The sequence below is a fragment of the Nostoc sp. genome (assembly GCF_036917095.1).
Taxonomy (GTDB): Bacteria; Cyanobacteriota; Cyanobacteriia; order Cyanobacteriales; family Nostocaceae; genus Nostoc.
This window is the reverse complement of the sequence record NZ_JBALFH010000044.1, coordinates 441243-465961: the sequence shown is the minus strand read 5'-3', so window position 1 is coordinate 465961 and position 24719 is coordinate 441243. Positions and strand designations below refer to the sequence as shown.

15 protein-coding genes are annotated in these 24719 nt (G+C 43.3%); 7 read left to right on the top strand and 8 right to left on the bottom strand.

The annotated features are described in order from the left end of the window. Position 1: 1 nt before the first annotated feature. Both V7L01_RS26560 and V7L01_RS26555 read right to left on the bottom strand, forming a co-directional pair. Positions 2–3091 carry a phosphoenolpyruvate carboxylase gene (locus V7L01_RS26560; RefSeq protein ID WP_335040119.1) on the bottom strand — a complete coding sequence of 1030 codons (3090 nt, stop codon included), beginning with the start codon at positions 3089–3091 and terminating at the stop codon, positions 2–4. A gap of 84 nt (positions 3092–3175) precedes the next feature. After that, positions 3176–3430, bottom strand: a complete 255-nt coding sequence (locus tag V7L01_RS26555) for a hypothetical protein (protein WP_335040117.1) — start codon at positions 3428–3430, stop codon at positions 3176–3178. 441 nt (positions 3431–3871) lie between these two features. On the opposite strand from V7L01_RS26555, the gene V7L01_RS26550 reads away from it, so the two are divergent. The 3 genes from V7L01_RS26550 to psbA all read left to right on the top strand — a co-directional run bounded on the left by V7L01_RS26550 (position 3872) and on the right by psbA (position 10014). Then, positions 3872–6883 (top strand): DUF1574 domain-containing protein, encoded by a 3012-nt coding sequence (locus tag V7L01_RS26550; RefSeq protein ID WP_335040115.1) that lies wholly within the window; start codon positions 3872–3874, stop codon positions 6881–6883. A gap of 197 nt (positions 6884–7080) precedes the next feature. Further along, positions 7081–8580, top strand: a complete 1500-nt coding sequence (locus tag V7L01_RS26545) for an MBOAT family O-acyltransferase (protein ID WP_335040113.1) — start codon at positions 7081–7083, stop codon at positions 8578–8580. A gap of 351 nt (positions 8581–8931) precedes the next feature. Then, complete coding sequence (gene psbA / locus V7L01_RS26540) at positions 8932–10014, top strand: photosystem II q(b) protein (protein ID WP_334842041.1); 1083 nt, start codon at positions 8932–8934, stop codon at positions 10012–10014. Between the two features lie 62 nt (positions 10015–10076). On the opposite strand, the gene V7L01_RS26535 is transcribed toward psbA, so the two are convergent. The 3 genes from V7L01_RS26535 to V7L01_RS26525 form a co-directional block, all read right to left on the bottom strand. After that, a complete protein-coding gene (locus V7L01_RS26535; RefSeq protein ID WP_335040111.1) occupies positions 10077–11210 on the bottom strand; it encodes a PepSY-associated TM helix domain-containing protein in 1134 nt (377 codons plus the stop codon). 107 nt (positions 11211–11317) lie between these two features. Beyond that, positions 11318–14023 carry a TonB-dependent siderophore receptor gene (locus V7L01_RS26530; RefSeq protein ID WP_335040109.1) on the bottom strand — a complete coding sequence of 902 codons (2706 nt, stop codon included), beginning with the start codon at positions 14021–14023 and terminating at the stop codon, positions 11318–11320. Positions 14024–14145: 122 nt separating this feature from the next. Beyond that, positions 14146–15174 (bottom strand): helix-turn-helix transcriptional regulator, encoded by a 1029-nt coding sequence (locus V7L01_RS26525; RefSeq protein ID WP_335040107.1) that lies wholly within the window; start codon positions 15172–15174, stop codon positions 14146–14148. Between the two features lie 396 nt (positions 15175–15570). Here V7L01_RS26525 and V7L01_RS26520 point away from each other — a divergent pair, with 396 nt between their 5' ends. The 4 genes from V7L01_RS26520 to V7L01_RS26505 all read left to right on the top strand — a co-directional run bounded on the left by V7L01_RS26520 (position 15571) and on the right by V7L01_RS26505 (position 20842). Beyond that, complete coding sequence (locus V7L01_RS26520; protein WP_335040105.1) at positions 15571–16269, top strand: Uma2 family endonuclease; 699 nt, start codon at positions 15571–15573, stop codon at positions 16267–16269. Between the two features lie 210 nt (positions 16270–16479). Then, on the top strand, positions 16480–17871 hold the full coding sequence (locus V7L01_RS26515) for a malic enzyme-like NAD(P)-binding protein (RefSeq protein ID WP_335040103.1): 1392 nt from the start codon (positions 16480–16482) through the stop codon (positions 17869–17871). A gap of 163 nt (positions 17872–18034) precedes the next feature. Further along, complete coding sequence (locus V7L01_RS26510) at positions 18035–20320, top strand: PhoD-like phosphatase (protein WP_335040101.1); 2286 nt, start codon at positions 18035–18037, stop codon at positions 20318–20320. A gap of 135 nt (positions 20321–20455) precedes the next feature. Beyond that, positions 20456–20842 (top strand): endonuclease domain-containing protein, encoded by a 387-nt coding sequence (locus V7L01_RS26505; protein WP_335040099.1) that lies wholly within the window; start codon positions 20456–20458, stop codon positions 20840–20842. Between the two features lie 709 nt (positions 20843–21551). Here V7L01_RS26505 and arsS read toward each other — a convergent pair. From arsS to arsM, 3 genes are read right to left on the bottom strand one after another with little or no spacing between them, the layout of a single operon-like run. Beyond that, positions 21552–22556, bottom strand: a complete 1005-nt coding sequence (gene arsS, locus V7L01_RS26500; RefSeq protein WP_335040096.1) for an arsenosugar biosynthesis radical SAM (seleno)protein ArsS — start codon at positions 22554–22556, stop codon at positions 21552–21554. Positions 22557–22603: 47 nt separating this feature from the next. Continuing rightward, on the bottom strand, positions 22604–23563 hold the full coding sequence (locus V7L01_RS26495; RefSeq protein ID WP_335040094.1) for an inorganic phosphate transporter: 960 nt from the start codon (positions 23561–23563) through the stop codon (positions 22604–22606). Between the two features lie 15 nt (positions 23564–23578). Then, complete coding sequence (gene arsM, locus V7L01_RS26490) at positions 23579–24547, bottom strand: arsenosugar biosynthesis arsenite methyltransferase ArsM (protein WP_335040091.1); 969 nt, start codon at positions 24545–24547, stop codon at positions 23579–23581. Between the last annotated feature and the right edge of the window lie 172 nt (positions 24548–24719).

Below are 24719 nucleotides of genomic sequence, written 5' to 3'. Positions count from 1 at the left end.
ATCAACCTGTATTTCTCATCCCGGCTGCAATACCATTAATAGTTAACAATGCCCCTCGCAGTAACTCGCCTTTGCTGTAACGAGAATGGATGACTCCAGAAGTAGCATTACTATTTAGGGACTGCCGTAGACGCTTGAGTAGTGAAACTTGGATAAATCCCAAGGGGACAATGGTGCCATTGCGTAACTGCACAGATCGTTGCAAGACAGGATCGCCATCTAACAGTCGATTGTGATCGGTGATTTTTAACACCAAATCCCTTGTGAGGTAGAACTCGCTGGCAATTTGGTCAAAAACCTTGGCAAAACGAACTCGATCTTCTGGTTTTGACAATTCCTGGACATAGTGATGTGCCATTTGCATGTCTACTTTTGCCAAGGTCATCTCGGCCTTAGAAATCACCATTTTGAAAAAGGGCCACTTAACGTAAAAATAGCGCAGCAATTTTAAGTGTTCTTCTGGTTCTTCGTTCAAGAATTCTTGTACAGCTGTGCCAACGCCGTACCACGAAGGCAGCAAAAAGCGGCTTTGTGTCCAGCTAAATACCCAAGGAATAGCTCGCAAACTGCTTAAATCTTTCTTACCAGATGGACGCCGGGCTGGACGAGAACTAATTTGCAGTTGGCTAATTTCTTCAATGGGGGTTACTTCGTGGAAGAAGTCAACAAAATCAGGCTGTTCGTAGATTAGAGCGCGATAATGTTGACGCGATCGCGCCGCTAATTCTTCCATAATCTCATTCCAGGGTTCAATATCATCAAACCCTGTCCGCAGCAGGCTAGCTTGAATCACTGCTGTGGTGATGGTTTCCATGTGGTACAATGCCAAGTCCAACAAGGAGTATTTAGAAGCCAAAACTTCTCCTTGTTCGGTAATCTTGATTCGCCCATTGATACTATGACCCGGTTGAGCCAAAATCGCCTCGTAAGCAGGGCCGCCACCCCGTCCTACAGAACCGCCGCGTCCGTGGAAAATCCGCAAATTTAGATCGTAGTTTTCTGCTATTTGTTGCAGTGATTTTTGGGCTTTATGAATTTCCCAGTTGCTGCTTAAAAAACCAGAGTCTTTGTTGCTGTCAGAATACCCCAACATTACTTCTTGTAAGTTACGGGGGAGGGGGGAGGAAAGGGCAGGGGGAGCAGGGGGGGCAGGGGGGGATGAGTTTTCATCCACAACACTCTCTGCTTTTCTATGTTCGTAGCCGCCGGCTAACAAAGCGCGATATAAGGGGAGTTCAAACAGTTTCCGCATGACGCTTCTGGAGCGTTGTAAGTCTTCTACTGTTTCAAATAGGGGGACAACTTGAATTGTTCCGACAGCAATGGCGGGGTCAAAAAGTCTGGCTTCTTTGGCTAACAGCAGTACTTCCAGCACGTCGCTTACGTCGCGGCACATGCTGATAATGTAAGTTTCGCAGATGTTGAGACCAAATTCTTGTTGTAGCGATCGCACGATGCGGAAGGTTTCAATTACATCGTTGGTTTTTTCGGAAAATGGCAATTCTGCCGGAATTAACGGCCGACGGGTTTGCAGTTCTCCTGTTAGCCAAGCGACTCGTTGCTCCTCAGAGAGTTCGTTGTAAGGTTGAGGTAATATTTGCAGGTATTCGAGTATTTCATTGAGTGCATCGGCGTGGCGGGATGATTCTTGGCGGATATCTAGCTGTGTCAAGTTAAAACCAAAAATTTCTACCTGACAAATCAGATTTTCTAATTCTCGACAGCTTAAACCTGTTTCTGTCAAGTTGCGCTGAATCATCCGCAGTTCTGCTAAAAAATCGTCTCCCGAAAGATACAGGGGGCTATCTTGATTTTTTGGCGTTTCCCGATTGTACAAAGCTAGATTGCGATCGCGAGTATTTTCTAGCCGTTTCAGCACATAAGCCAGTTTGAGCCGATATGGTTCTTGCCGATAACGCAGCGCCAGTGCGTCGTATACCTCACTCAACTGCGACTGATCCAACTCTAGAGATTCCAGCAAATCTGGTAACACATCACTCCAGTGCATCGACACACTCAGCAATTCAATCAGATTTTTCACTGACTGAATATATCTCCCTAGCACCATTTTGCGCTGATAGCAAGCTGTCTGCCAGGTGATTTCGGGTGTGACTGATGGGTTCCCATCTCTATCTGAGCCTACCCAGGAACCGAAGGAGCAAAAGTTTTTACTCGGTGGTTCTAGCCAAGGAAAGGTATTGGATAGGGTGTGTTTGAAACGTTTATAAAGTTGGGGAATGCCATCAAATAAAACTTCTTGGAAGTAGTGCAAAGCATAATCTACTTCATCTAGCACCGTGGGTTTGAACTGGTGAAGTTCGTCTGTGCGCCACCAGAGGCGAATTTCTTCGAGCAATTGTTCGCGGACATCTGCTGCTTCCCAAGGATATGCTCCTGGTGTAGTCCCAGAATGGTTTTCTAAGGCATCCAACTTTTGCAAAAGTTGTACCACTTGTCGCTGCTTATCGCGGATAGTATGGCGAACAATTTCCGTCGGGTGCGCTGTGAAAACTAAGCGGACATCCAGATGTGCAATTAGACGTTGAATTTGCTGGGGTGGTACATTCAGTTTGAATAAATAGGGAAATAAGGCAGCAAAAGTACCTTTGGGTTTGACTTGCGCCTTTTCTAGATAACTCTTTCTCAGTAACTCTGCTGCTAGTCCCTTGCTAACAGGCGCATCATCTTCTCTTTGATTAGAGGAATAGTTGACATTGGCTGGTCTTTCCGGCTCTGTTTCCTCGCTTTCTGCTTCATAGCGACTCAATTGCTGCCGTTGTTCGTATTCCTGCTCTATGATATTAATCAACTGAAAATACAGAGCGAAAGCACGAGCCGCGCGGATTGCTTCGTTGATATTTAATTGTTCAATTAATTTGACGGCTGAAGATGCTTGGTCATTTGTTGCTTGTCCTTCTGGCGAACATAAATCGCGCAACTGGCGCAACAAATCTACCATGTTTTGACCGCATTCTTGCCGGAGAACTGACTCCCACAATTCTTCCACTACCTGGAGACGATGACGCAAAAATAATTCCGACACCGGGTATATATCAGCAGTTTGAGACGAAGAGTATAAAAGGGAACCCATATTCTCTATTGTTGTAAAGCTAATTACTGTTTACGGTTCTAGGTTTTGCACTTAATGCTCACTGGGTTGATCCTGAGCAAATAATTATTTGGTGTATATCTTCTCATCTTGATTGATTTCGTGTTCGTCTGGGAAGTCTAGGTTGGGTAGGCGATCGCCTCGAAATAATTCTTCACTCGCTTCCCCTATCGCTTCTAGTGCTCTTACTGTGGTTTTTCCGCTAATGAGCAGCAGTAATATAGACGCTGTACCTATTTGTAAAAGGAGCGATTGGGGAATGGTAAATAAATCCAGATTGGATGCGGGGTTAGTCGAGGGCTGTTGGTTGGCAGGAGGCATTGCTAATTTTTGGTTAGGGAATTAGGAGAGACGCGATTAATCGCGTCTGTACAGGAGTCACGAATTAAGAGTTAGGATGGCTCCAACAATCGAGGGATGGAGTCTAAATGAGATAAGCTTGTTATTTGTTTCGCCCATTAGGGCTGTCAGCGCACTGGACGCGAGTCCAGCTTTAAACGACAAGTCATCAGCCAGTCATATAGAATTATTCTGACTCCTAGCTGCTAACTTCTTAATTCTGACTCCCTATTAGTAAAATAAACGCAAAACTCAACATTAGTCAGACTTGCAACCTGTACAAGACTATCTTGGCCGATTTTGTGAGCTACGAAGGTAACAAAATTGTTAAAAAAAAACGTCAGAGTGTGATAGACCTATGGTTCTAGTTTACAAGTGCAGGCACTATCCCCCAACAATCGCTTCCTGTAAAGTTAACTTCCCATGAAAACAGTATTACCAGATCGCCAGCAATCCTTAGTGCAATGGGTAAGCCAAGCCACAGGGATCAACACTTTCGGAGTGAAAGTCAGGTTGCGGGGAAATGACCTTCATATTCTTTGTGAAGGTACAGAGTGTCCGCAGCGTTGGCGCACTTTGTCTGACTTGCTACATGCACTACAGCAAACAGATGTAGATATCCTCACAAGCAACGAACAACCCTCAATATATCAAGTATTTGTCTATGGCCGAAGAAAAGGGGAACAGCGCCCCAAATGGTGCCATCGGGTTTACTTAAATCAAATAGATAAGCATCTGGAGCAGGTGGAGCAAGCCTTGCTAGCAGACTCGGAAAAATTAAAACAATCGGGTGGGGCGCTGATTGTCTCTAACGAGAGTTTGGCACGCCAAGGTAACCCAGAAGCCATTGCTCGATATCTCAGTGAAACTCTGAGTACTTTAGGGGTATCGATACAGGCAAAGATTAAGCTACATAAGCCAAAGAACTCTCAGCCGGAAGAAAATCGCCTGTGGATATTTTGCCAGTCTAGCTATAGCCCTGATGCGTCGTTGCTTGCCGAACCAATAGCACAAAAGTTGCGTTCTCTCAAACTTTCCGGCTACCAAGATGCAGTAATTGTTTCCCAGGTGAGCGGCGAAACTGCGCCTGATTGGCTGCTGCGAGTGGATTTGACGCCACCAGAGGTAATGCTGAAGGAGTGGGCGCGTTGGGGAGATGTACAAGCGATCGCCCGATTATTAACTGAGGTATTGTCAGGATTAAAAGTTGGTGTCCAAGTTTCTCTGAAAGAATCAACGCTACATATCTTTTGTATCCCAGCTTTCGATCCCTTGGGAACTGCCCCAATCCCAGACAAAGTAGTGTGTTTAGAGGCGATTTTACCCCAGCTAGAAGCGATCGCTCCTCAAGGCATTCTCGCCGCCACCGTATACGGACAAAAAGCAGGCGAGCAACCCACTTGGATTGATTGGCTGGCTTTACCCGCTGCGAAATATCCCGCCTTTGCCACATCACCGCTAGATTTGGCAAGTACTGGCGATGAACCAGCGATCGTATTTTTACTGGAGCGTTTACTCAATCCTGACCTGGATTGGCGTCTGTTGACAGGTGGAGTTCGCGTACTGCTGCTGAACAAAAATGATTTATTGCACATCATGTGTGATGCACCTCTTTGTCCAGGGCGTCAACAAGTGGCAAGTAAAATTACGCAGTTTATCCGCCAGTTAAAAATTCCCGGTATTATGGGAATACGTGTCTACGGTCGCCGTGCTGGGAATAAAGAACCTTTTTGGCATTATGGCGTTGATTTCCAACATCGCCAGCGTTTAGTACCAGAAGCAACCCCAGAATTTGCTGCTACTTCTAAATACGTTAACGATCTGGTAACCTCTGAGACTAGTGAGCCAATTTTGCGCCCCGACTTAACGACAGAAGAAGTTCAAAGTTTTGTAACCGAAGTAGCGCGAGATTGGATGGCAACGGCGAGTTCAACAGCGAAAAAATTCCTGTTGAAAAGTCAGCTATTTACCGAAAGCCAGCAGCCAGCAGAACATGACCTTGATGCTCAAGGATTTAAAATTGCTCTAGTTTGGGGAACACTGGGATTATTACTCACCCTCCAAACTGATTGGGTATTGGGTCGAATTATTGCACTTTCTACGCCGCCGCCAAAAGTCGCTAGTGTCTCGCTCCCATCATCATCTTCTGGGCACAAGGCATCTTTGACATCAGGTAAAAATCAGAGTCAGAAAACGACATTTTTTACCAGCACTTCCAAGACAAAATCTCCTCCCAATCAAAGTTCTGTATTTAATGCCTCGGAATTTACCCAAAGTGATGAAACGCCGACAAATAATTTGGCAGCCGCCCCACTGAAAGAAAAAGCCACCGCAACAGCTATTCTTTTAGCAGCGCGATCGCAGCTACCAAGTTTCAATGTCAGGCAGTTAGACGAGCAATTAGCACTGTATAAACAGCGTTTAGCTAGAACTGGGACTCCCCCTGATGTGTTGATTATTGGCTCCTCCCGCGCTCTGAGGGGAGTAGATCCGGCAGCACTTTCTAAAGCTTTAGCGACTCAGGGCTATCCAAATATTGACGTGTTTAACTTTGGGATCAACGGTGCTACCGCCCAAGTTGTAGACTTTGTGATTCGCCACGTACTGGAACCATCAGAACTACCCAAAATAATCATCTGGGCAGATGGTGCGCGTGCTTTCAACGGTGGACGCGAGGATATTACCTTTAAATCGCTCGCTGCATCAGCTGGTTATAAACAAGCATTCCAAAAAACATCAACAACTGCAAACAGCAATGATTTACCCGAAAATGCGGTAAATTCGGCAGAAAAAAAGACAGAAGAAGAAAAACCGGAGATTAGTACCTATCAAGCCATCGATCAGTCGTTAAATCAAGCTCTAGCATCTGTTTCTGGTAGCTATCAAAATCGCGACCAAATTAAAAGTTTACTGCAAAAACAACTGTTAACACTTGGTGGCAATCAGACAGTGGCATCGCAAAAACAGTTAACAGACGGTACTTCAGATGAAAGTACTTCCCAGCAAGCAGTTGACTTTGATGGCTTTCTACCTTTATCTATTCGCTTTAATCCCGCTAGATACTATCAAAAACATTCTAGAGTTCCCGGAAATTACGACAACGACTATAAATCTTTCCAAGTAGAAGGACAGCAGGATGCTGCCTTACAAGAAGTGCTTCAGTTTACCCAGTCTCAGAAAATCTCCTTAGTGTTTGTCAACATGCCTCTAACAGGAGATTATTTAGATCCAGTGCGTAGACAATATGAGCAAGAATTTCAGCAATATATGTTGCGTTTGGCTACTAATCCCAACTTTATTTATCGTGATTTGAGTCAACAGTGGCTAAAAGTAAATGACTACTTTTCTGACCCCAGCCACCTCAACCGCTTTGGAGCATACGAAGTCTCCAAAAAGCTGGCTAATGACCCCATGATTCCTTGGCCAGTGAAGTAGGAGATTGGGGAATGGGGAAGAAGCAAGGGGGCAGGGAGCAGGGAGCAGGGAGCAGGGAGCAGGGGGCAGGGGGCAGGGAGCAGGGGGCAGGGGGCAAGGGAAAAGAGTTTTCTTTTCTGCTAAGGGCATCTCGTTCCTCTGCGTCTTTCCAATGCCCCATCATTGATGACTAATAACAAATAAGTAATGACTAAAAAATGAACTTTATATCAATTTTCTATGGACTGTTCTTGTTGAGTGTATTAGGAATTTACTGGTCTTTAGCACAACAGAAATTGCGATTATGGACGCTGCTAATTGCCAGTTTAGTTTTCTATGCATCTCTGCACATCCAGTACATACCATTACTATTGGCATTAACATTTATTAATTTCCGTCTCGGGCTGGAGATTGGTAACAACACATCGCCAGGAAAACATTCTCTTGACTGGCAAATTTCTAATGAAGAGTGGCAATTTGCCCAAGGTGACTGGAATCGTCGTCGTTTAAAAGTTTTGTGGTTAGGTATAATTTTAAATATTTTACTGTTATTAGCTTTTAAGTATTTTACTCCTTTATTCAAATTTGTTTTTCATGTGCAAACAAACTCATCAGATAGCTCTTTTAAATTAATTGCACCCTTAGGAATTTCCTTTTTTACCTTTGAATGCATTGCCTATTTAATAGATGTCTATCGTGGTGCCCCTGCTTCCGATCGGTTTCTCAAATTTGCCACATACAAATTATTCTTTGCTAAACTAATTTCAGGCCCGATTACGCGCTACCACAACTTAGCAAATCAATTCAATACACTAGAGTTACCAAGTAGCGATAAAGTAGCTGAGGCGCTGTGGTTGATTGCTAGGGGCGCAGTCAAAAAAGGTATTTTTGCAGACCACCTGGGAATTTTCGTCGATTTATGTTTTGGTAATCTCCAACGGGCGGGTAGTACCGATCTCTGGCTAGCGACATTCGCCTACGGCTTACAGTTATATCTAGATTTCAATGGTTATGTAGACATTGCCCGTGGTACTGCTATGCTTTTCGGCTTGGTTCTACCTGAGAATTTTGACTTTCCCTATTTCAGCACCAATATTTCACAATTTTGGCGGCGCTGGCACATGACTTTAGGAGATTGGCTACGTAACTATGTCTACTTTCCTTTAGGTGGTTCCCGTCGCGGTTTAGTCCGTACCTGCTGGAATTTATTTATTGTGATGGTAATCGCTGGTATCTGGCATGGATCTGCTTTGGGTTATGTAGTTTGGGGGATATTCCACGGGTTAGCCTTGGTGGTTCATCGACTTACAGATGCTATGAGCGATCGCTTTGAAAATCTAGAACAATTCTGGCAAAATCCTCTGGGTATCTTTGTAGCTTGGTTTTTGACCCAACTGATGGTTTTTACCTCTTGGATTTGGTTCCGTCTACCTAACCTGCAAGACTCTTCTTTGGTAATTCGCCATCTTTGGGGTTATCCTGCTGACGCCCAGTTTGCTGAAAAGGTCTATGTAGAAGCCTTAAATATGAGCCAATCCCAACTCACTTGGGTACTTCTAGCTGTAGCTGCCCTGATGGCTGTAGTCTATGCATTCAACCGGATACTGAAGTTAGAGTTTAACTGGCCTCTTAAACTTGTCTTCGTACCTCTATGTTTTTACGCTGTTTGGTTATTAGCTCCTGAAGGCAGTTTGCCCTACATCTACTTTGATTTTTAACTGAAACATCAGACAATATAGAACTTATTATCTCGTTACAAATCAGCAAGAAATAAAATTTTTCCCACAGGCTAATTGTAAAGAAGTGTAAAGTAAGCTAACTAGGCGATCGCGTCATTGAAACTGATAGCTAGTTTGGTCTTGAAGTGGCTTATAAAGCTTGAAATCATTAGCTTGTATCACTATTGTTTATAGTAGGAAAACTTTACAGTTCTATGAGCTTGTTAAACAATTTTATTACAGAATATTAAGTCGCAGATTGCGTCCAAGTAAATTCATGTAGACTATATTTCAGCAGGCAAAATAAATTTGCTTGTTCCATATTTAACAACCCATTGCACTTATAAAACAATGACCACAACCTTACAACGGCGCTCTGACGCTAACGTATGGGATCGCTTTTGCGAGTGGATCACCAGCACCGACAACCGTATATACATCGGATGGTTCGGCGTTTTGATGATTCCTACCCTACTAGCTGCAACCACCTGCTTCGTAATTGCCTTCATTGCTGCTCCTCCAGTAGATATCGATGGTATTCGTGAACCAGTTGCAGGTTCTTTGATCTACGGAAACAACATCATTTCTGGTGCAGTTGTTCCTTCTTCAAACGCCATCGGTTTGCACTTCTACCCAATCTGGGAAGCTGCTTCCTTAGATGAGTGGTTGTACAATGGCGGTCCTTACCAATTGGTAGTTTTCCACTTCTTGATCGGTTGCGCTGCCTACCTTGGTCGTCAGTGGGAACTTTCTTACCGCTTAGGAATGCGTCCTTGGATTTGCGTAGCTTACAGCGCACCTTTGGCTTCCGCTACCGCAGTATTCTTGATCTACCCAATCGGTCAAGGTTCATTCTCTGATGGTATGCCTTTGGGTATCTCTGGAACCTTCAACTTCATGATTGTGTTCCAAGCAGAACATAACATCTTGATGCACCCCTTCCACATGTTAGGTGTGGCTGGTGTATTCGGCGGTTCCTTGTTCTCTGCAATGCACGGTTCCTTGGTTACCTCTTCCTTGGTGCGTGAAACCACCGAAACCGAATCTCTTAACTACGGTTACAAGTTCGGTCAAGAAGAAGAAACCTACAACATCGTTGCAGCCCACGGCTACTTCGGTCGTCTAATCTTCCAATATGCTTCCTTCAACAACAGCCGTTCGCTGCACTTCTTCCTCGCAGCTTGGCCTGTCGTCGGTATCTGGTTCACCGCTTTGGGTATCAGCACGATGGCATTCAACCTGAACGGTTTCAACTTCAACCAATCAGTAATTGACTCCCAAGGTCGCGTCATCAGCACCTGGGCAGACGTAATCAACCGCGCTAACTTGGGTATGGAAGTAATGCACGAGCGTAACGCTCACAACTTCCCCCTAGACTTAGCTGCTGGTGAAGTTAGACCTGTAGCAATGACTGCTCCTGCTATCAACGGTTAATTCTGAAGTATTAGCTAAATAAAAAGCACCCTCCAGAAATGGGGGGCGCTTTTTTGTTGTGATTATTTTAAAACAGAGCGTTTAATAAATCCTGTAGGAGATTTTGTTCTATAGCGATGTTTCCACATCACAAAGCCAGTAACGAATAAAATCAACGGTGTAAGTCCGACAAACATATAGAGTATGCGAGTAGGTAAGCCACCAAAAGTACCGTAATGCAGAGGAGTAAAGGAGTTGAGGACGCGATCGCCCAACGGCATCTTTAAAGCATTATCAACTCGCAAAACCTTACCACTGTACTGGTCAAGATAAACATTACTATCACCGTAATCTGAACTCTCCTGCGGTAGCTTCATGCGAATTTGTAAAGCATCTTCTGGTTTACCAGGCAAGTAAATGCTTTTAGTAACAGCACCAGGTAAGGCAGCATCGGCAATTTTCAATTGTTCTGTCAGTCCGAAAGCCGATTTACCAGGAATTGGCCTGGATACTAGCTCAGATGGTTTTGGGGTGAATGTAACAGCGTAAATGATTGGTTCAGTCAAATCGTAGAAATTCCAGCAAAAGCCCGTAAAGCCAGTAAAGAATAAAAAAACCACACTGACAATGCCAGCCACTTTGTGAATGTCAAAGTTCACCCGCTTGGGATGAGCATCAAACTTGATTTTGAAGCCGGTAATTAGCTTACGCCAACCGGGCCAGAGAACTAAACCTGTGATGGTGAGGATACACATCAGAAAGGCAGCAATGCCAACAAACATAGTTCCGGTTTCGCCTGCCATTAGGCTGTAGTGCAGTTTCAGGAGAATACCTATTAGAGTGTTATCCGATGCACGCTCACCGATAATTTTGCCTGTATAAGGGTTGACAAAAACCTCTATCCTTTGCTCATCAGTTGATGACAACTGCCCCACGTAGGGAGAAGAAGAAGTATCTGGTAAATAAATCCGAAAAAGATGGAGATCGCTTCGCGCAGCATACTTCGCCTCAATTGTATTCAGCACAGACTCTGGGGATAACTGCACCTGTTGGGGAGTAATCTGTCCATACTGTTGAGTAATCATAAAACGATCGAAATCTTGCTCAAAAACTAACAGGCTACCTGTCAAGCCAACGATAACCAGCACCAATCCAACAATAAAACCGATATATTGATGTAGGTAAAAAACGATATCGTGTATTTTTTTTCGGTTCATAATTCCCACCAAAGCAAGTTAGATTTTTTACCCCCTTGTATCCTGCCGATGCATTGGGGGAAGAATTACACTGCTGAAGTGCGAGCATCGGTGAAGGTTAGGGTGGGTCAAAACTCCACAGAAACTGTCCCTAAAACAGTCAACGGCGCACCAGGACGCAGATAGTAGCCCTGAGAATCGTAATACTGAGTATTAAAAAGATTCTTAAAGTTGAGTCCAAACCGCCAGTTATCGCGTTTGTAAAAAATGGTGGCATCAGCGCGGACGTAAGAGGGGATTTTGAACGTGTTGGGAAGTGTGGCTTCGCGATCGCCCGTGTAAAATACTCCCCCACCAAACCCTAATCCTCTCATACCACCGCTTTGAATTTCATAGCTCGTCCACAGACTACCACCAGTACCGGGAGCATTTACAAGAGATTCACCTACAGGATTATTTTCGTCACCTACACTTACAAATGCGTCGTTGACGAAGTAGGATGCAATCACATTCCAGCCTGGTAGAATCTGCCCAGAAAGGTCAAATTCCAAACCGCGACTTTTCACCTCTCCTATCGGGATGGAATAGTCAGAGTTACCAGGATCGGTTGTAGCAACATTTTCCTTAGTAATGTCATAGGCGGCAAAGGTAGCGGATAGCCTGTCTTTAATCAGTTCCGTTTTGATTCCCACTTCATACTGAGTGCCGCGTTCTGGTGGCAGTTGAGTTCTATCTACTGTCTGCGAAGAACTAGGATTAAACGAGCGGCTGTAGCTAGCGTAAATAGAAATTGGCGGTAAAGGCTGATAAACAATGCCAACGCGAGGGGAAAATGCCTCATCATAAAGTCGTTCAACTGTAGCATCATCAATCGGTTCTCTACCGAAAGAATCCAGCAATTGAGAGCGATTTTTGCGATGAATAAAGTCATACCTGCCGCCCACCAATAGTTTTACATTTGGCAGCAACGTCACTTGATCTTGCAGATAAAGAGCGATCGTATTGCGTTCAAAACGATCCCTTGATGCGGCCTCATCAAACTCTCCTGGCGGGGAAGCGCCATACACAGGATTGAATAAATCAATACTGGGAGTCACTGAAGTAGAACTTCGCAGATAATCGTAGCCATAGATATATTTATTCCACTCCAACCCCGCAAGAACTTGATGTTGGATGGAACCCGTACTGAAATTACCGATTAGATCGTTTTGCAGAGAGTAGTTTTGTAAATAACCAGGGCCAGCAGCAAACCTTCGCTGCACGGTACCATCTGCATCAATGCTATTCGGGCGAAACTCTGACTCTTCAGAATCATCAAGCGTAACGGAAAAGCCACTGCGAAGCCGGATGTTTTCACTGAAGCGATGATTGAGGTTCAAAAATACAGAGTGTGTCTCTTTGGAGAAACGATCGCCTGGTTCCCCCAGAAAACGACTGATAGGAGCTTTAAAAACGCTTGGATCGGGCGGAAGACCATCATAATAGGTGCGATCGAGTTTGAGATATTCATACTCCAGCGTCAATGTTGTCGCATCACCAATTTTGTAGCTCAGTGCTGGTGCGATCGCCAATACTTCCTGATTACCAAAATCGATAAAACTACCAGAGTTCTCGTATGCAGCATTCAGACGGTACAGCAACGTTTTGTCTGAATTAAGCGGCCCGGAAATATCAATGGAAGGCCGATAAGTGCTAAAACTTCCGGCTGTAAATTCAGCAGAGTAGTAAGGCTCGCTGAGTGGTTGTTTAGTAATGTAATTCACCACACCTCCCGGCTCAAACTGTCCATATAGCACTGAAGCCGGGCCTTTGAGAACTTCGATCCGCTCAATGTTGGTGGGATTCACAAAGTTATCCTGAGCGGAAAAACCATTTCTCAAGTTGTCATAGGTTGTAAATCCCCGAATGTTGTAATTATCTGTAGCCCCAGCATACCCCCCTTGCGGAGTCACGCCACTGACATTACGTACAGCATCGCTAATCCGCGTGATTTGCTGATCCTTGATGACTTGTTGGGGGATAACTTGAATTGACTGCGGAATGTCACGTTGAGGAGTATCAGTTTTTGTCGCAGTTGTACTATCTGGTACACTATATCCGTCTTGTTCGCCCGTTACTACCAACTCTATTGGTTCATCACCCGCAGCTGATGGTTTTGGCTGTGCTTGATTCTCTGGCTTTTGTTGTTCAGGAGTTGGTTGAGTTTGCGGTTGTTGTTGCGCCAACGATGCTGCACTAGTCACAGAGAAGATCAGACCCTCATTCGGACTATCAAACAACTCGACTGTTGGTACACTCCCCTCACCAATCACTGTCACTCGGATAGTATTGGCATCAAAGTTAGTAACTGTTATCTCTGTTACACCCGCAATTGGTTTTTCAGAGCGGAATGTGAATGCATCGCCACTCGGTAAGCGCAGTTGGGCATTGGGAATGTCAGTGATGAAATTGCTACCAGCACTCTGATTGACTAGTTGCAACTGTTCGCCTTTGGTAGTCTGTAAAATAATCTCCAGACCTTTGGCAGTGGGATTTGCCTTAACTGAAGTAACTTGCACAACTTCAGTTTGGGGCGTGTTTGATGCTGGCGACTGTACCAGTAACATTTCGGCGCTGCTAATAGCAGGTTCTACCTCACTTAGTTGCTTAATCTTGCGAGTTACTTCATCTGGTTTAGTAGCTTCTTGCACTAATTTCGCAGGGCGAAGCCGATTAACCAATGAATCAGATATGGGAATATCTTCCGCTTTCGCAGGCTGAACCACCAAAACTGTTAAAAGTATCGACAGCCACTCCAGTCTGCAACTGAAGATTTTAAATATTCGCTTGCTCATTTATCTCCCCACACACCTTAGTATCCCAGATTACAGCAATCTTTATTTAGGATTTATTATCAACAGCATAGGGGAATTCGTAGCAAAAAATCTTATCAATGTATATGCTGAAACGGATTTTTTTAGGTGTTTTTGGCAACCAGAAATCTATTTAAGTATTGACTTGGTTGAATGCCAAAGCGCTTTTTAAAAGCCACAGCGAAGCGACTAGGACATTCGTAACCCACGATCTTAGCTATCTGTTTTATGGTCATTTGTTGACTCATAAGTAGTTTTCTGGCTTTCTCCATCCGGTGAGCATACAAATAGCCAAATACTGTTGTGTTAAAAACCTGACGGAAGCCGATTTTGAGCTTGTAATCGTTCAAACCTACTTGTCGCGCCAATTCTAGTAATGAGGGGGGATTGTCAAAATCGCGGATTAAAATTTCTCTGGCGTGGTAAAGTCGGTTAATATCATCTCCTCGTAAAATGCGCGATCGCATCAGTTCCCGTTCTCCTGCTGTGTCGGGTTCCAACTTCAGCGCCATTAATTCTAAGCATTTCGCTTGCAAGTAAATTTCTTTAATTAAACCTTGGAAAGGACAATTAACTATTTGATGCAAAATAATTTGCATTTCAGGTGTAGTTTGCCCCATACGGAAGTAGTTGAGAAAGGATATATTGTCAGTCTCTAGATATAACTGGAGTGATTTGGGTAAAAAGTCTAAGCCACTAACTTCATGTCTGCAAAAAAATTGTTGGGGGTTGATTCCAACTTCTACTAGTAGAATGCGTTGTCCTCCTCGCCAATAAAGTCCACTACCAGGAATTTCCCGATCCAAATCAAAATAAGTTGCGATAAAATTTTGTCCAGCAGGTATCATTTCTGACTCATCATCTCCGATAACTGCAAAACTAAATTCCATAAAGGGAAGGTTATAACAATTTGTCTCAAGAATTAAATCCTCGGCTAAGTCAAATTGTTCTACTAACAAGTTAATCCCTGTGGGGAAAGCCATTACATATTCATAACCCCGACTTTGCTGTTTTGGATCGTCCAACACTGCTAAATACCCAGTATTATATGAGTTGGTTTTTGTAGGTTCAGAGGTTGGAGTAGTATTTTGCTGTTGCCGACAAGCTTCTCTAGCTGAAAGAAACAGGGTCATTTTTGTAGCTTATTGAGATTTTATCCTAATTATTATATGGCGATCGCTTAGTACAGCTTTGCGTAAATTCATAGAGAATTGAGGGTTGAAATTTAAACGCATAGGCGCTTCTCTACGAGACGCTACGCGAACGCCTTCCCGTAGGGTAGGGGCGCAAAGGTAAGCGCAGAGGTACGCAGAGGATTCGCTACGAATTAATGAAATGTTGTACTTAGTTTACCGAGTTATAGAAGCTTAAACCAGAGAGATTGATTCTAGCTGCTATTTGGTAAGCCTTGAGATTAACGCTAAATTTGCATCGAAAAGGCCTAGATGCCATATTGGGGTCTTGTTTAAAACCTTGCGCTCCACTATGTTAAATTCAAGCTACAACTCCTGCGGATGAGGAATTAGGTAATGGCGGCTTTTGTGGAACATGGCTTAAATAATAGCGCTTTTATCCCTCCTTTAGAAAGTGGCGATCGCTTAACCCGCCACGAATTTGAGCGGCGCTATACAGCAATGCCTAATAAAAAAGCAGAATTAATTGAAGGAGTCGTCTACGTGGCATCACCACTGCGTTTTAGAAGTCATGGTTTACCTAATGGAAACTTAATTATCTGGTTAGGGAATTACAAAGTTTCCACCCCAAGCGTAGAACTAGGCGATAATGCTACCGTGCGCTTAGATTTAGATAATGAACCACAGCCTGATGTTTTGCTGTTAATAGATAAACCAACTAGGGGACAGGCACAAATCAGTGAAGATGATTACATAGAAGGCGCACCGGAATTAGTAGCGGAAGTAGCAGCCAGTAGTGCATCTATTGATTTATACGACAAAAAACGCGCCTACCGTCGTAACGGAGTACAAGAATATATCGTCTGGCAAACTTTAGAAAATAAACTCGACTGGTTCTGTTTGCAAAACGGTGAATATTTGCCACTTGTCGCAGACGCAGATGGTGTGATTAAAAGTAGGGTATTTCCAGGTTTGTGGTTAGCTGTCACCTCACTGATTACAGGAGACATGACGACAGTTTTAGCAGTGCTGCAACAAGGGTTAAATTCAAAAGAACACACGGATTTTGTTGAACGGCTGGTTAGTAAAACTTAATACAAGTGCTTTGAAAATATCAAATATTTACACAGACAAAATTTTAAAAAAATATCTGGTGTATTTCGGTACAATTACTAAATTGTTACTCATTTATATTAGTAAACTGCATTGGTATAAATAAAAATTGTTTCCACTGGCTATAAAGCTCAGATTTTAGTTTTTGTCTCAATTCAATATAAAATCTAAAACTTAAAATCCAAAATCAACATGGCAGACCTAACTCCAAATTCTAGTTTTAGTTTGACACTGCGCTTGCAGATTCCCAATCGTGTGGGAATGTTAGCGTCGATAACCCAGGCGATCGCAACCACTGGTGGTAATCTCGGTCAAATTGATTTAATCGAGCAAACCCGCAAAGAGTCTACCCGCGATCTGACTGTGGATGCTGCTAGTACTGAACACGCTGAAACCATCGTGCAAGCAGTCAAAGCATTGCCAGACATCAAGTTACTCAGCGTCTACGATCGCACCTTTAATTTGCATCGCGGTGGCAAAATCAGCATTACCAGCAGAATTCCCCTGAAGAGTGTTTCCGATTTAGCAATGGCTTACACGCCTGGAGTCGGTCGAATTTGTACAGCGATCGCTCAAGATCCAGAGGAAGTTTACAAATTAACTATCAAACAAAACACAGTCGCTATTGTTACCGATGGTAGCGCCGTTTTGGGATTGGGAAATCTCGGCCCAGCTGCTGCTCTCCCAGTTATGGAAGGCAAAGCAATGCTGTTCAAGGAATTTGCGGGGCTAGATGCTTTTCCCATTTGTCTGGCCACCCAAGATACAGAAGAAATTATCCAGACAGTCAAGAATATCGCGCCAGTTTTTGGGGGTGTGAATTTAGAAGATATCGCTGCACCTCGCTGCTTTGAAATTGAAAGAAGATTGCGCGAAGAGTTAGATATCCCGGTTTTTCACGATGACCAGCACGGTACGGCGATTGTCACCTTGGCAGCATTATTTAATTCGCTGAAACTGGTACATAAGTCAATGGCGGAAATCCGCATCGTGATTAATGGCGCTGGGGCGGCGGGAGTAGCGATCGCTCGGTTACTGAGGAAAGCTGGGGCAGAAAAAATCTGGATGTGCGACTCTAAAGGGATTATCTCAACCAGTCGCAGCGATTTGACAGAAGAAAAACTCGAATTTGCTGTGAAAGCTCAAGGTACATTAGCGGGTGCAATGCAAGGGGCAGATGTGTTTATTGGAGTCAGCGCACCAGGAGTTTTGACACCAGAAATGGTGCAATCGATGGCGAAAGATCCAATTGTGTTTGCAATGGCAAATCCGATTCCAGAGATTCAGCCAGAATTAATCAGTAAAGATGTAGCTGTGATCGCTACCGGTCGCAGTGATTACCCGAATCAAATCAATAACGTTTTAGCTTTTCCTGGGGTATTCCGTGGTGCTTTAGATTGTCGGGCAAAGGCAATTACCACCACAATGTACCTAGAAGCTGCAAGTGCGATCGCTTCTTTAGTGAAGCCTTCAGACTTGGATCGGGAACATATTATACCTTCAGTCTTTGATGAGCGCGTCGTCACTGCTGTTGCTGCTGCTGTACAACAAGCCGCGCGTCAAGAAGGTATCGCTGGGAATTAATAAATTAAAAGAATAATTCTTGTAAGATGCACAAAATTCTGAGCGCTGCCTTTCACCGCTCAGAACTTTAAATTATCTCGCCCATTCTTTATTATTTAGACTACAATCGACTGCTCTATCGACTGATAAAGTGAAACAGATGGGATATTGATGTCTGAATTTAATGAAGTACCAAGCTGGAGGCGAGTTTATACAAGAACTGCCGCTGATTTTGGCGGGGCCAATTCTAAAACATACTGAACCGAAGTCAGTAACGGTATGGGTGGCACTGAAACAGTCTTGTCAGGTAGAACTCAAGGTTTATGGCACAACAAATGATGGTAAAGCACTGGGAAATTGCTTATTAGAGGGGCAACGCTCTACCGTCGCTTTGGGCAAATATCTTCACATTGCTGCTATAACAGCTCGGTCTATGGAGGGGGATCGTTTAACTAATAACCGCATCTATGCATACGATCTCCAATTCACTCTCGCTGACCAAAGCCTGCAAATACAACAAGCTTTATGCTCAAACTCTTCTCCTCCAGTCAGCATCAGCTACTTTGAGCATCAAAAACCAACCTTTGTGCTGCCGCCAAATCGGCTGCAAGATTTACAAATTATCCATGCTTCCTGCCGTAAACCTCATGGTCATGGGTTTGATGCACTGCCGATTCTGGACTGTCTGATTGAGGCATCAGTGAATCAACCCCAACACCGCCCTCACCAGCTATTCCTCACGGGCGATCAAATTTACGGCGACGATGTAGCAGAACCCTCGTTGTGGGTTGCCAGTACTCTTGGCGATGCCCTCTTGGGTTGGGAAGAACAACTTCCTGTGAATGGAGTCTACTGCACTCCCCAGCAGCTACCCCCCGGACAGCGATTTGAAGTTGCGACAAATCAAGCTGGCTTGACAGCAGGATTACATAATAAAGCTGAGAAAGTTGCCAGTCATCTTTTCAGTCTTGGGGAATATTATGCTAGTTATTTACTAGCTTGGTCGCCAGTGTGTTGGCCGTCCGCATTTCCCAAAGGACACCAAGTAACACGCGGGAGCAAAGCTATCAAGAAGTGGAACCGAGAAGTCCGGCATTTGCGCCAATTCATATATACCCTTTGGAAAGTGCGTCGCGCCCTTGCCAATATTCCCATGTACACCATCTTTGATGACCATGATGTTAGTGATGACTGGAACCTAAACCAAGCTTGGTGTTTGCGAGTATTGGGGCGTCCCTTGGGGAGAAGAATAGTCCAAAATGCCTTGTTAGGCTATACGGTATTTCAAAGCTGGGGCAATACGCCCGAGCAATTTACAGAAGGTCAATCCGGTGAAAAGCTGTTAGCGGCAGCACAAGCTTGGTCAGCTTCCCAAGGGAGAGATGCCAAGGCTGATGAGGCGATCGCTCGTTATGTAGGTATGCCAGCCTACGATCCCCACACAGATTTACCTATTTTAGTCCGAGATGGTTCAGTGTTCATTCTGGATCGACATCCTGAAGCACTGACTTGGAATTACATAGTCAGAAGCGATTGCCATGAAGTAATTGTGCTGGATACGCGCACTTGGCGGGGTTATCCAGCCGATCAAAAACCAATTGCACCGCCAATGCTGATGTGCCCAAAAGCCTTTGAGCAACAACTAGTTTTACCTTTACAAGAAATAGTTGAACAAACTCAGATTCAAAATACATTTGTGATTGCGCCCACCAATGTATTTGGATTACAAGTGATTGATTGGATTCACCATTGGCACTTACAACAAGAGAAAGTTTTTTCAACGGATGTTGGAGATGCCTGGAACATTAATGTTGAAGCACTGGCGAAATTTCTAACTACTTTGTTTGAGGAACGTCAACAAGTCGTTATTCTATCAGGAGATATTCACTACAGTTCTGTTGCCCACTTGTCTTACGCACGGACTCATTCCAAATTACAGTCTGTCTTGGTGCAATTAACTGCTAGTGCATTGAAGAATGAAGAGATTTTGACGCGGCTTATTCATACACGATTAAAACATTGGCTGCTACCAGAAAAGGTGCGACATTGGATAGGTTGGATTAATCCACCCAATATGGTAGAAATTTCCGATAAACAATTACAACATAATCGCCAGATGCTGACTAACTCTGAGTGGCATTGTGTATTGGAGTGGATACCTCGAAACAGTGTTAAGACTTCTCGCTTGGGAGCAGATATATCATCGTTAATAGCTCCCTGGAAACAAGCCGAAAATGCCAAATGGGAATGGTTACAACCCCTGATGTTTTGGAAATTTCGTTGGGTTCAGGAGGGGCGAGAAGTAGTTGGATTTAATAATTTAGGTCTGGTTCACTTTGAGTTAGTAGATGGGAGTAGTTATTACAAAGTTATTCAAGATTTGTACTGGTTTTCTTCTTGGTATCCAACCCAAGTTGTTTACAGCCGTTTTGAGAGCGAGTTAACGCCTAATAAGTCCTTGTTACGATGACCAGCTTTACTCTGCGAATGAAAATTTTAGTTATACTTACACTTGGCCAAAGTAAAACAAGGTAAGGAAGTACGAATATAACCTATATATTACCCCCCTTTTTAAGGGGGGCAGGGGGGATCAAATCTAGAAACTATGACCAAAAACCTCAATAATAGCGATTTCCATCTACCCTACAATCCAAAGCTTGTAGAAAGAGCAAAAGAACTTCGCAAAAACATGACTCCAGCAGAAAAGAAGCTTTGGTATGGATATCTGAGAACTTTTCAATTTCGCGTTTTAAAACAACGGACGATTAATCATTTCATCGTTGATTTCTACTGTCCCATTTTAAAAGTAGTGATAGAAATTGATGGGGATAGTCATTTTACAGATAGAGGTCAAGATTATGACATAGAGAGAACTCATATTCTGGAGGGCCATGGTTTAAAGATTCTCAGGTTTACAAATAGCCAAGTTTTAAATCAGTTTGATAGTGTGTGTGAGCAGATACAGGGTTTGATCCCCCCTAACCCCCCTTAAAAAGGGGGGGAAATCATAGTTTTGCTTTTTTACAGCAGCGATCGCAGATCGAGGCAGTAAACGTATTCAAGAATCACAGGTATTGCCTGGGCTGGCGATGTCTACTTTAGAAGAAGCTTTACGCCGTAGCCGTGAAATAAATCAATCTGAAGTTGGAGCTTGGTTATTGAGCCAGTTTCAGCAAAAGGAAGCTTAAGCTTTGGCAGTTTGGAGTAATTAATGTACTTGAATCATAGCCCCTCCTCGCTTGCTCATAGGCAAGGGTTAAAATTCCAAGCCTCTATCCAGGAGAGAGTTCAGAATATTAAGTTGCACATCGCGTAATGCTTGTAACAATCAACTAAAATGCTTATCAAGCTTGGGTTAATAGGTGATGAATAAGTGCATGAGCTAATTGCTCAATGATTTGCTGGTTTTATCTTCAGTAAAAAAATAAAAGCCGTGAAAATTTAAACAATTCACACAGCTTTTTAGTGTGGTGTAAGGAGACTTAAGTAAGTACGATCGTAAAGCATTTGACTATTAGTGAGGCATATGTGACGTAATTTTTAACAGAATTATCCTTTTCTGACATAAGGATATTATTATCCAGTCAGTGGAAAATCACAATCCTTTGACCCGCTTTGGATGTAGACGTTTGGTGGAAACAAGTTAGTCTGAAGGGTGAGTTCAAAATTCGATCGCTTCTAACTTCATTCTTTAGCTAACTTTAGAGCAAAGCACCACCACAACTAGAACCACATCCAGCAGTACAACCATAGCAATAAGCAGCAGTTTGTATCTCACTAATTAGGTCTAAACTGCCACCTTCTAATAGTTTGCTAACTGTCAAAGTTTCACCATTACGATTTTTCGCAGGTAAATTCATCATCTGGTTAAAGTCACAATCATATACATTGCCTAGATAGTCAATTGAAAGTTCGTCGCGACACATCAAATGTTCAACTGTGCTGGGATTAAAATGCGACTCTAAAAACTGCAAATATGTGGCGTACAGTTTTTTCCGTTCTAAATGCATTTTGGTTCTACCAACTGGTAGATTGGTAATAGTGAAGAGGTTGCTAAACACAATATTAAAATGTTCTTGTAAGAACATTTTGTAATCTCGTTCTAGGTTGGTCTGTTCGGGAGCTAAGGAAAACTTTTCATTTGTGGGTAACTGGGGATTAAATACCAAGTCCAAAATTAAATTTGGCTCTTTACCATAGCCGAGTTGGTTAAGCCACTGTAAAGCTTTGACTGAACTATCAAAAACACCAGCACCGCGCATTTTATCAACATTATCTACTAGGTAACAGGGTAGGGAAGCTACAACTCTTATTTGGTGTTGAGCAAAGTATTCTGGTAAATCACCAAATCCATCTTCAAAATAAATGGTCAAATTAGACCGAACAATCACCTGCTTACCAGTTGCTCTTGCTGCTTCTACTAATGGCTTAAATCCATAATTCATTTCTGGTGCGCCACCAGTCAAATCCACAATTTTAATTTCGGGAAATTTATGGATTAGCGAAATCAATTGTTCGCAAACTTCAGGAGAAAGTTCTTCTGTACGTTTTGGCCCAGCTTCGACATGACAGTGCGTACAAGCAAGGTTACAACGTTTACCTAGATTAACTTGTAAAACAGTGATTCCCTTTTTTGTCAAAGGGGAATTGAGTTTGTTTTTAAATGGAGTGACTGTTGATAGTGTAACTTTTGATTGAGTTTGCATTAGTTACTACTCCTTTAACATCCCAGAAATATATTCAATCAATTTTTTTAACCTTGCAATAATCTGTAGGTTATTGCACTAATAATTGCAGCAGTTGGTAAAGTTAAAATCCACGATAATAGTATCTGATAAAAAACACGCATATTGGGTTTCTTGCCAGTCAAGCCTACTCCAAAAATAGAGCCAACTGAAACGTGAGTGGTGGAAACTGGAAGCCCAAACTGAGTAGCTGCAATGACTAAAATTCCAGTTACTATATTTGCTGATAAGCCTTGAGGATGATTCAATGAGGTAATCTTTTCACTCATGGTTACTGCAACTTTTTGGGAGTTGAGTAAACCGCCAAGTGCCATTGCGATCGCAATCGCGATCATTCCTCCCTGAATTGAAAAATACTCAATAACTAGAATGAGTGAGAAAATCTTGGGCGTATCATTTAATCCTCTAGCAAAACTGACAACTCCAGCGCTGAGAAAATGGCAAGTATCAATCATTTTCTGATTGACTGATAGATTCCATTTTGAATTGATATAGCCAGATAAACTATAAATTCCTGCTCCCAAAGGAATAGCAATGATTGGACTGAGTAATAGAGGCAAAATAAACGAAGTTTCCAAAGCTGCAAAATTAACTTTGAGTCCGATCGCAACTAATCCAGCGCCAACCAGCGCACCTGTTAAACTGTGAGTTGTGGAAACGGGAAACCCCATGAAGGTAGCTACGATCACAGTTAAACCAGCTGCGATCGCAACTGCCAGATGAAACTCTGGTGTATTAGCGATCGCATCAGGCACTAATCCTTTTCCAGAGAAGTTTTTAATTAATGTACTGGCCAAAAAAGTTGCAGCAACCGCACCAGCTAAAGTTGTAAAAGTTGCCCACAAAATTGCTGTTTGATAGCTGCTTGTTCGGCTACTAAACAACGTTGCTACCCCTTTAAAGTTGTCATTTGCACCATTGGAATATGCTAAAAAAAGCGTGGCGATAAATAGACTAATTAACAACATTTTGGGGTTTATAAATTAACAGCAACCACCACCGCTATAGTGCCAGGTTGAATTGGTGACAATTATTTCTGCTGGCTTGATAGCCGCAAGTTTAGCAGCAGTTTTATCACACACTGCTGCGGGAATACCTAGCTGGAGTAGATGGCCTGCTGAGTCATCGAAGAAGGGTTCCGAGCCAGCATAAACTGCTGTTTTTCCCGTGAAGATACAAGCACCATCTTCTGGAATAGCAACTTTAAAAGAAACAGAATCCAGGCTTTCTAAAAGTAGGTGTTTTTCTAAATTATAAGTCTGGGAATCTAGTAGACGATAAGGACGACGGGCGCGAATTTCAACTTGACCAAAGCCAGCATTTGTAATCCGTTCAGTATACTCTTCATAGGTGAGTGCCCCTGATAAACACATGGCTCTCAATCGTTCATCTTGTTGGAGATGTGCTGGAATTTGACTAGTGGCAATTGGATCGCTCATCTGCAACCGTCCGCCTGGTTTTAATACCCGATAAGCTTCTTTTAAAGCACGGGTTAAATCTTCTGGTTCAAAGATGTTGAAAAGGCAATTTTGCGCCACAATATCGACAGTAGCATCTGCAACGGGTAAGTTAAAAGCATCACCTTCGCGGATTTCTACAAAACTGGTGTCAAACCACGGGTTTTCTTGAGCAGCAATTTCCAGATTGCGTGCGGCTGCTTCCCGCATAGCTCCAACTGGTTCAACGGCAATTACAGCGCCTGCATGGCGGGAAAAATAAGCGAATTGCAACGCTTCTAAGCCGCCACCAACGCCGACATACAGCACAGTCGGTTGGTTTCCTAGTTCGGTGGGGTGAACAGTGGTGCCACAACCATAGTTCATTTCCTGCATTGCCAAAGGAATTTTCAATCCTGGTAGTTGCAGGGGTGTACTTTGCACACAACAAAGTCCAACTTGCGGGGTTTGGGCAACTTCGCGGTAGAATTGCGCTGCTGTTTCTAAATAAGTCATGCCATTTTAAACGATCGCGGCCTTCTGCATCCTAATATAATTAGCTCTGAGTTGGATGAGTTTTTGCTGATATTGCCAAAAACCCCAAATCTTCGTAAAATAGAAAGCTTTGGGGTTTTACCGTTATTTCACACTGGATAGGGGGGGAAGGAAGGAGAGTTTTCCCCTCAGC

Excerpts from the sequence above, each read along its gene's own strand:
- arsM (WP_335040091.1), bottom strand. The coding sequence starts at position 24,547 with ATGACTTATTTAGAAACAGCAGCGCAATTCTACCGCGAAGTTGCCCAA.
- V7L01_RS26510 (WP_335040101.1), top strand. The coding sequence starts at position 18,035 with ATGAAGTACCAAGCTGGAGGCGAGTTTATACAAGAACTGCCGCTGATT.
- V7L01_RS26550 (WP_335040115.1), top strand. The coding sequence starts at position 3,872 with ATGAAAACAGTATTACCAGATCGCCAGCAATCCTTAGTGCAATGGGTA.
- V7L01_RS26525 (WP_335040107.1), bottom strand. The coding sequence starts at position 15,174 with ATGACCCTGTTTCTTTCAGCTAGAGAAGCTTGTCGGCAACAGCAAAAT.
- V7L01_RS26520 (WP_335040105.1), top strand. The coding sequence starts at position 15,571 with ATGGCGGCTTTTGTGGAACATGGCTTAAATAATAGCGCTTTTATCCCT.
- V7L01_RS26545 (WP_335040113.1), top strand. The coding sequence starts at position 7,081 with ATGAACTTTATATCAATTTTCTATGGACTGTTCTTGTTGAGTGTATTA.
- V7L01_RS26535 (WP_335040111.1), bottom strand. The coding sequence starts at position 11,210 with ATGAACCGAAAAAAAATACACGATATCGTTTTTTACCTACATCAATAT.
- V7L01_RS26515 (WP_335040103.1), top strand. The coding sequence starts at position 16,480 with ATGGCAGACCTAACTCCAAATTCTAGTTTTAGTTTGACACTGCGCTTG.
- V7L01_RS26530 (WP_335040109.1), bottom strand. The coding sequence starts at position 14,023 with ATGAGCAAGCGAATATTTAAAATCTTCAGTTGCAGACTGGAGTGGCTG.
- V7L01_RS26495 (WP_335040094.1), bottom strand. The coding sequence starts at position 23,563 with ATGTTGTTAATTAGTCTATTTATCGCCACGCTTTTTTTAGCATATTCC.
- V7L01_RS26505 (WP_335040099.1), top strand. The coding sequence starts at position 20,456 with ATGACCAAAAACCTCAATAATAGCGATTTCCATCTACCCTACAATCCA.
- arsS (WP_335040096.1), bottom strand. The coding sequence starts at position 22,556 with ATGCAAACTCAATCAAAAGTTACACTATCAACAGTCACTCCATTTAAA.
- psbA (WP_334842041.1), top strand. The coding sequence starts at position 8,932 with ATGACCACAACCTTACAACGGCGCTCTGACGCTAACGTATGGGATCGC.
- V7L01_RS26555 (WP_335040117.1), bottom strand. The coding sequence starts at position 3,430 with ATGCCTCCTGCCAACCAACAGCCCTCGACTAACCCCGCATCCAATCTG.
- V7L01_RS26560 (WP_335040119.1), bottom strand. The coding sequence starts at position 3,091 with ATGGGTTCCCTTTTATACTCTTCGTCTCAAACTGCTGATATATACCCG.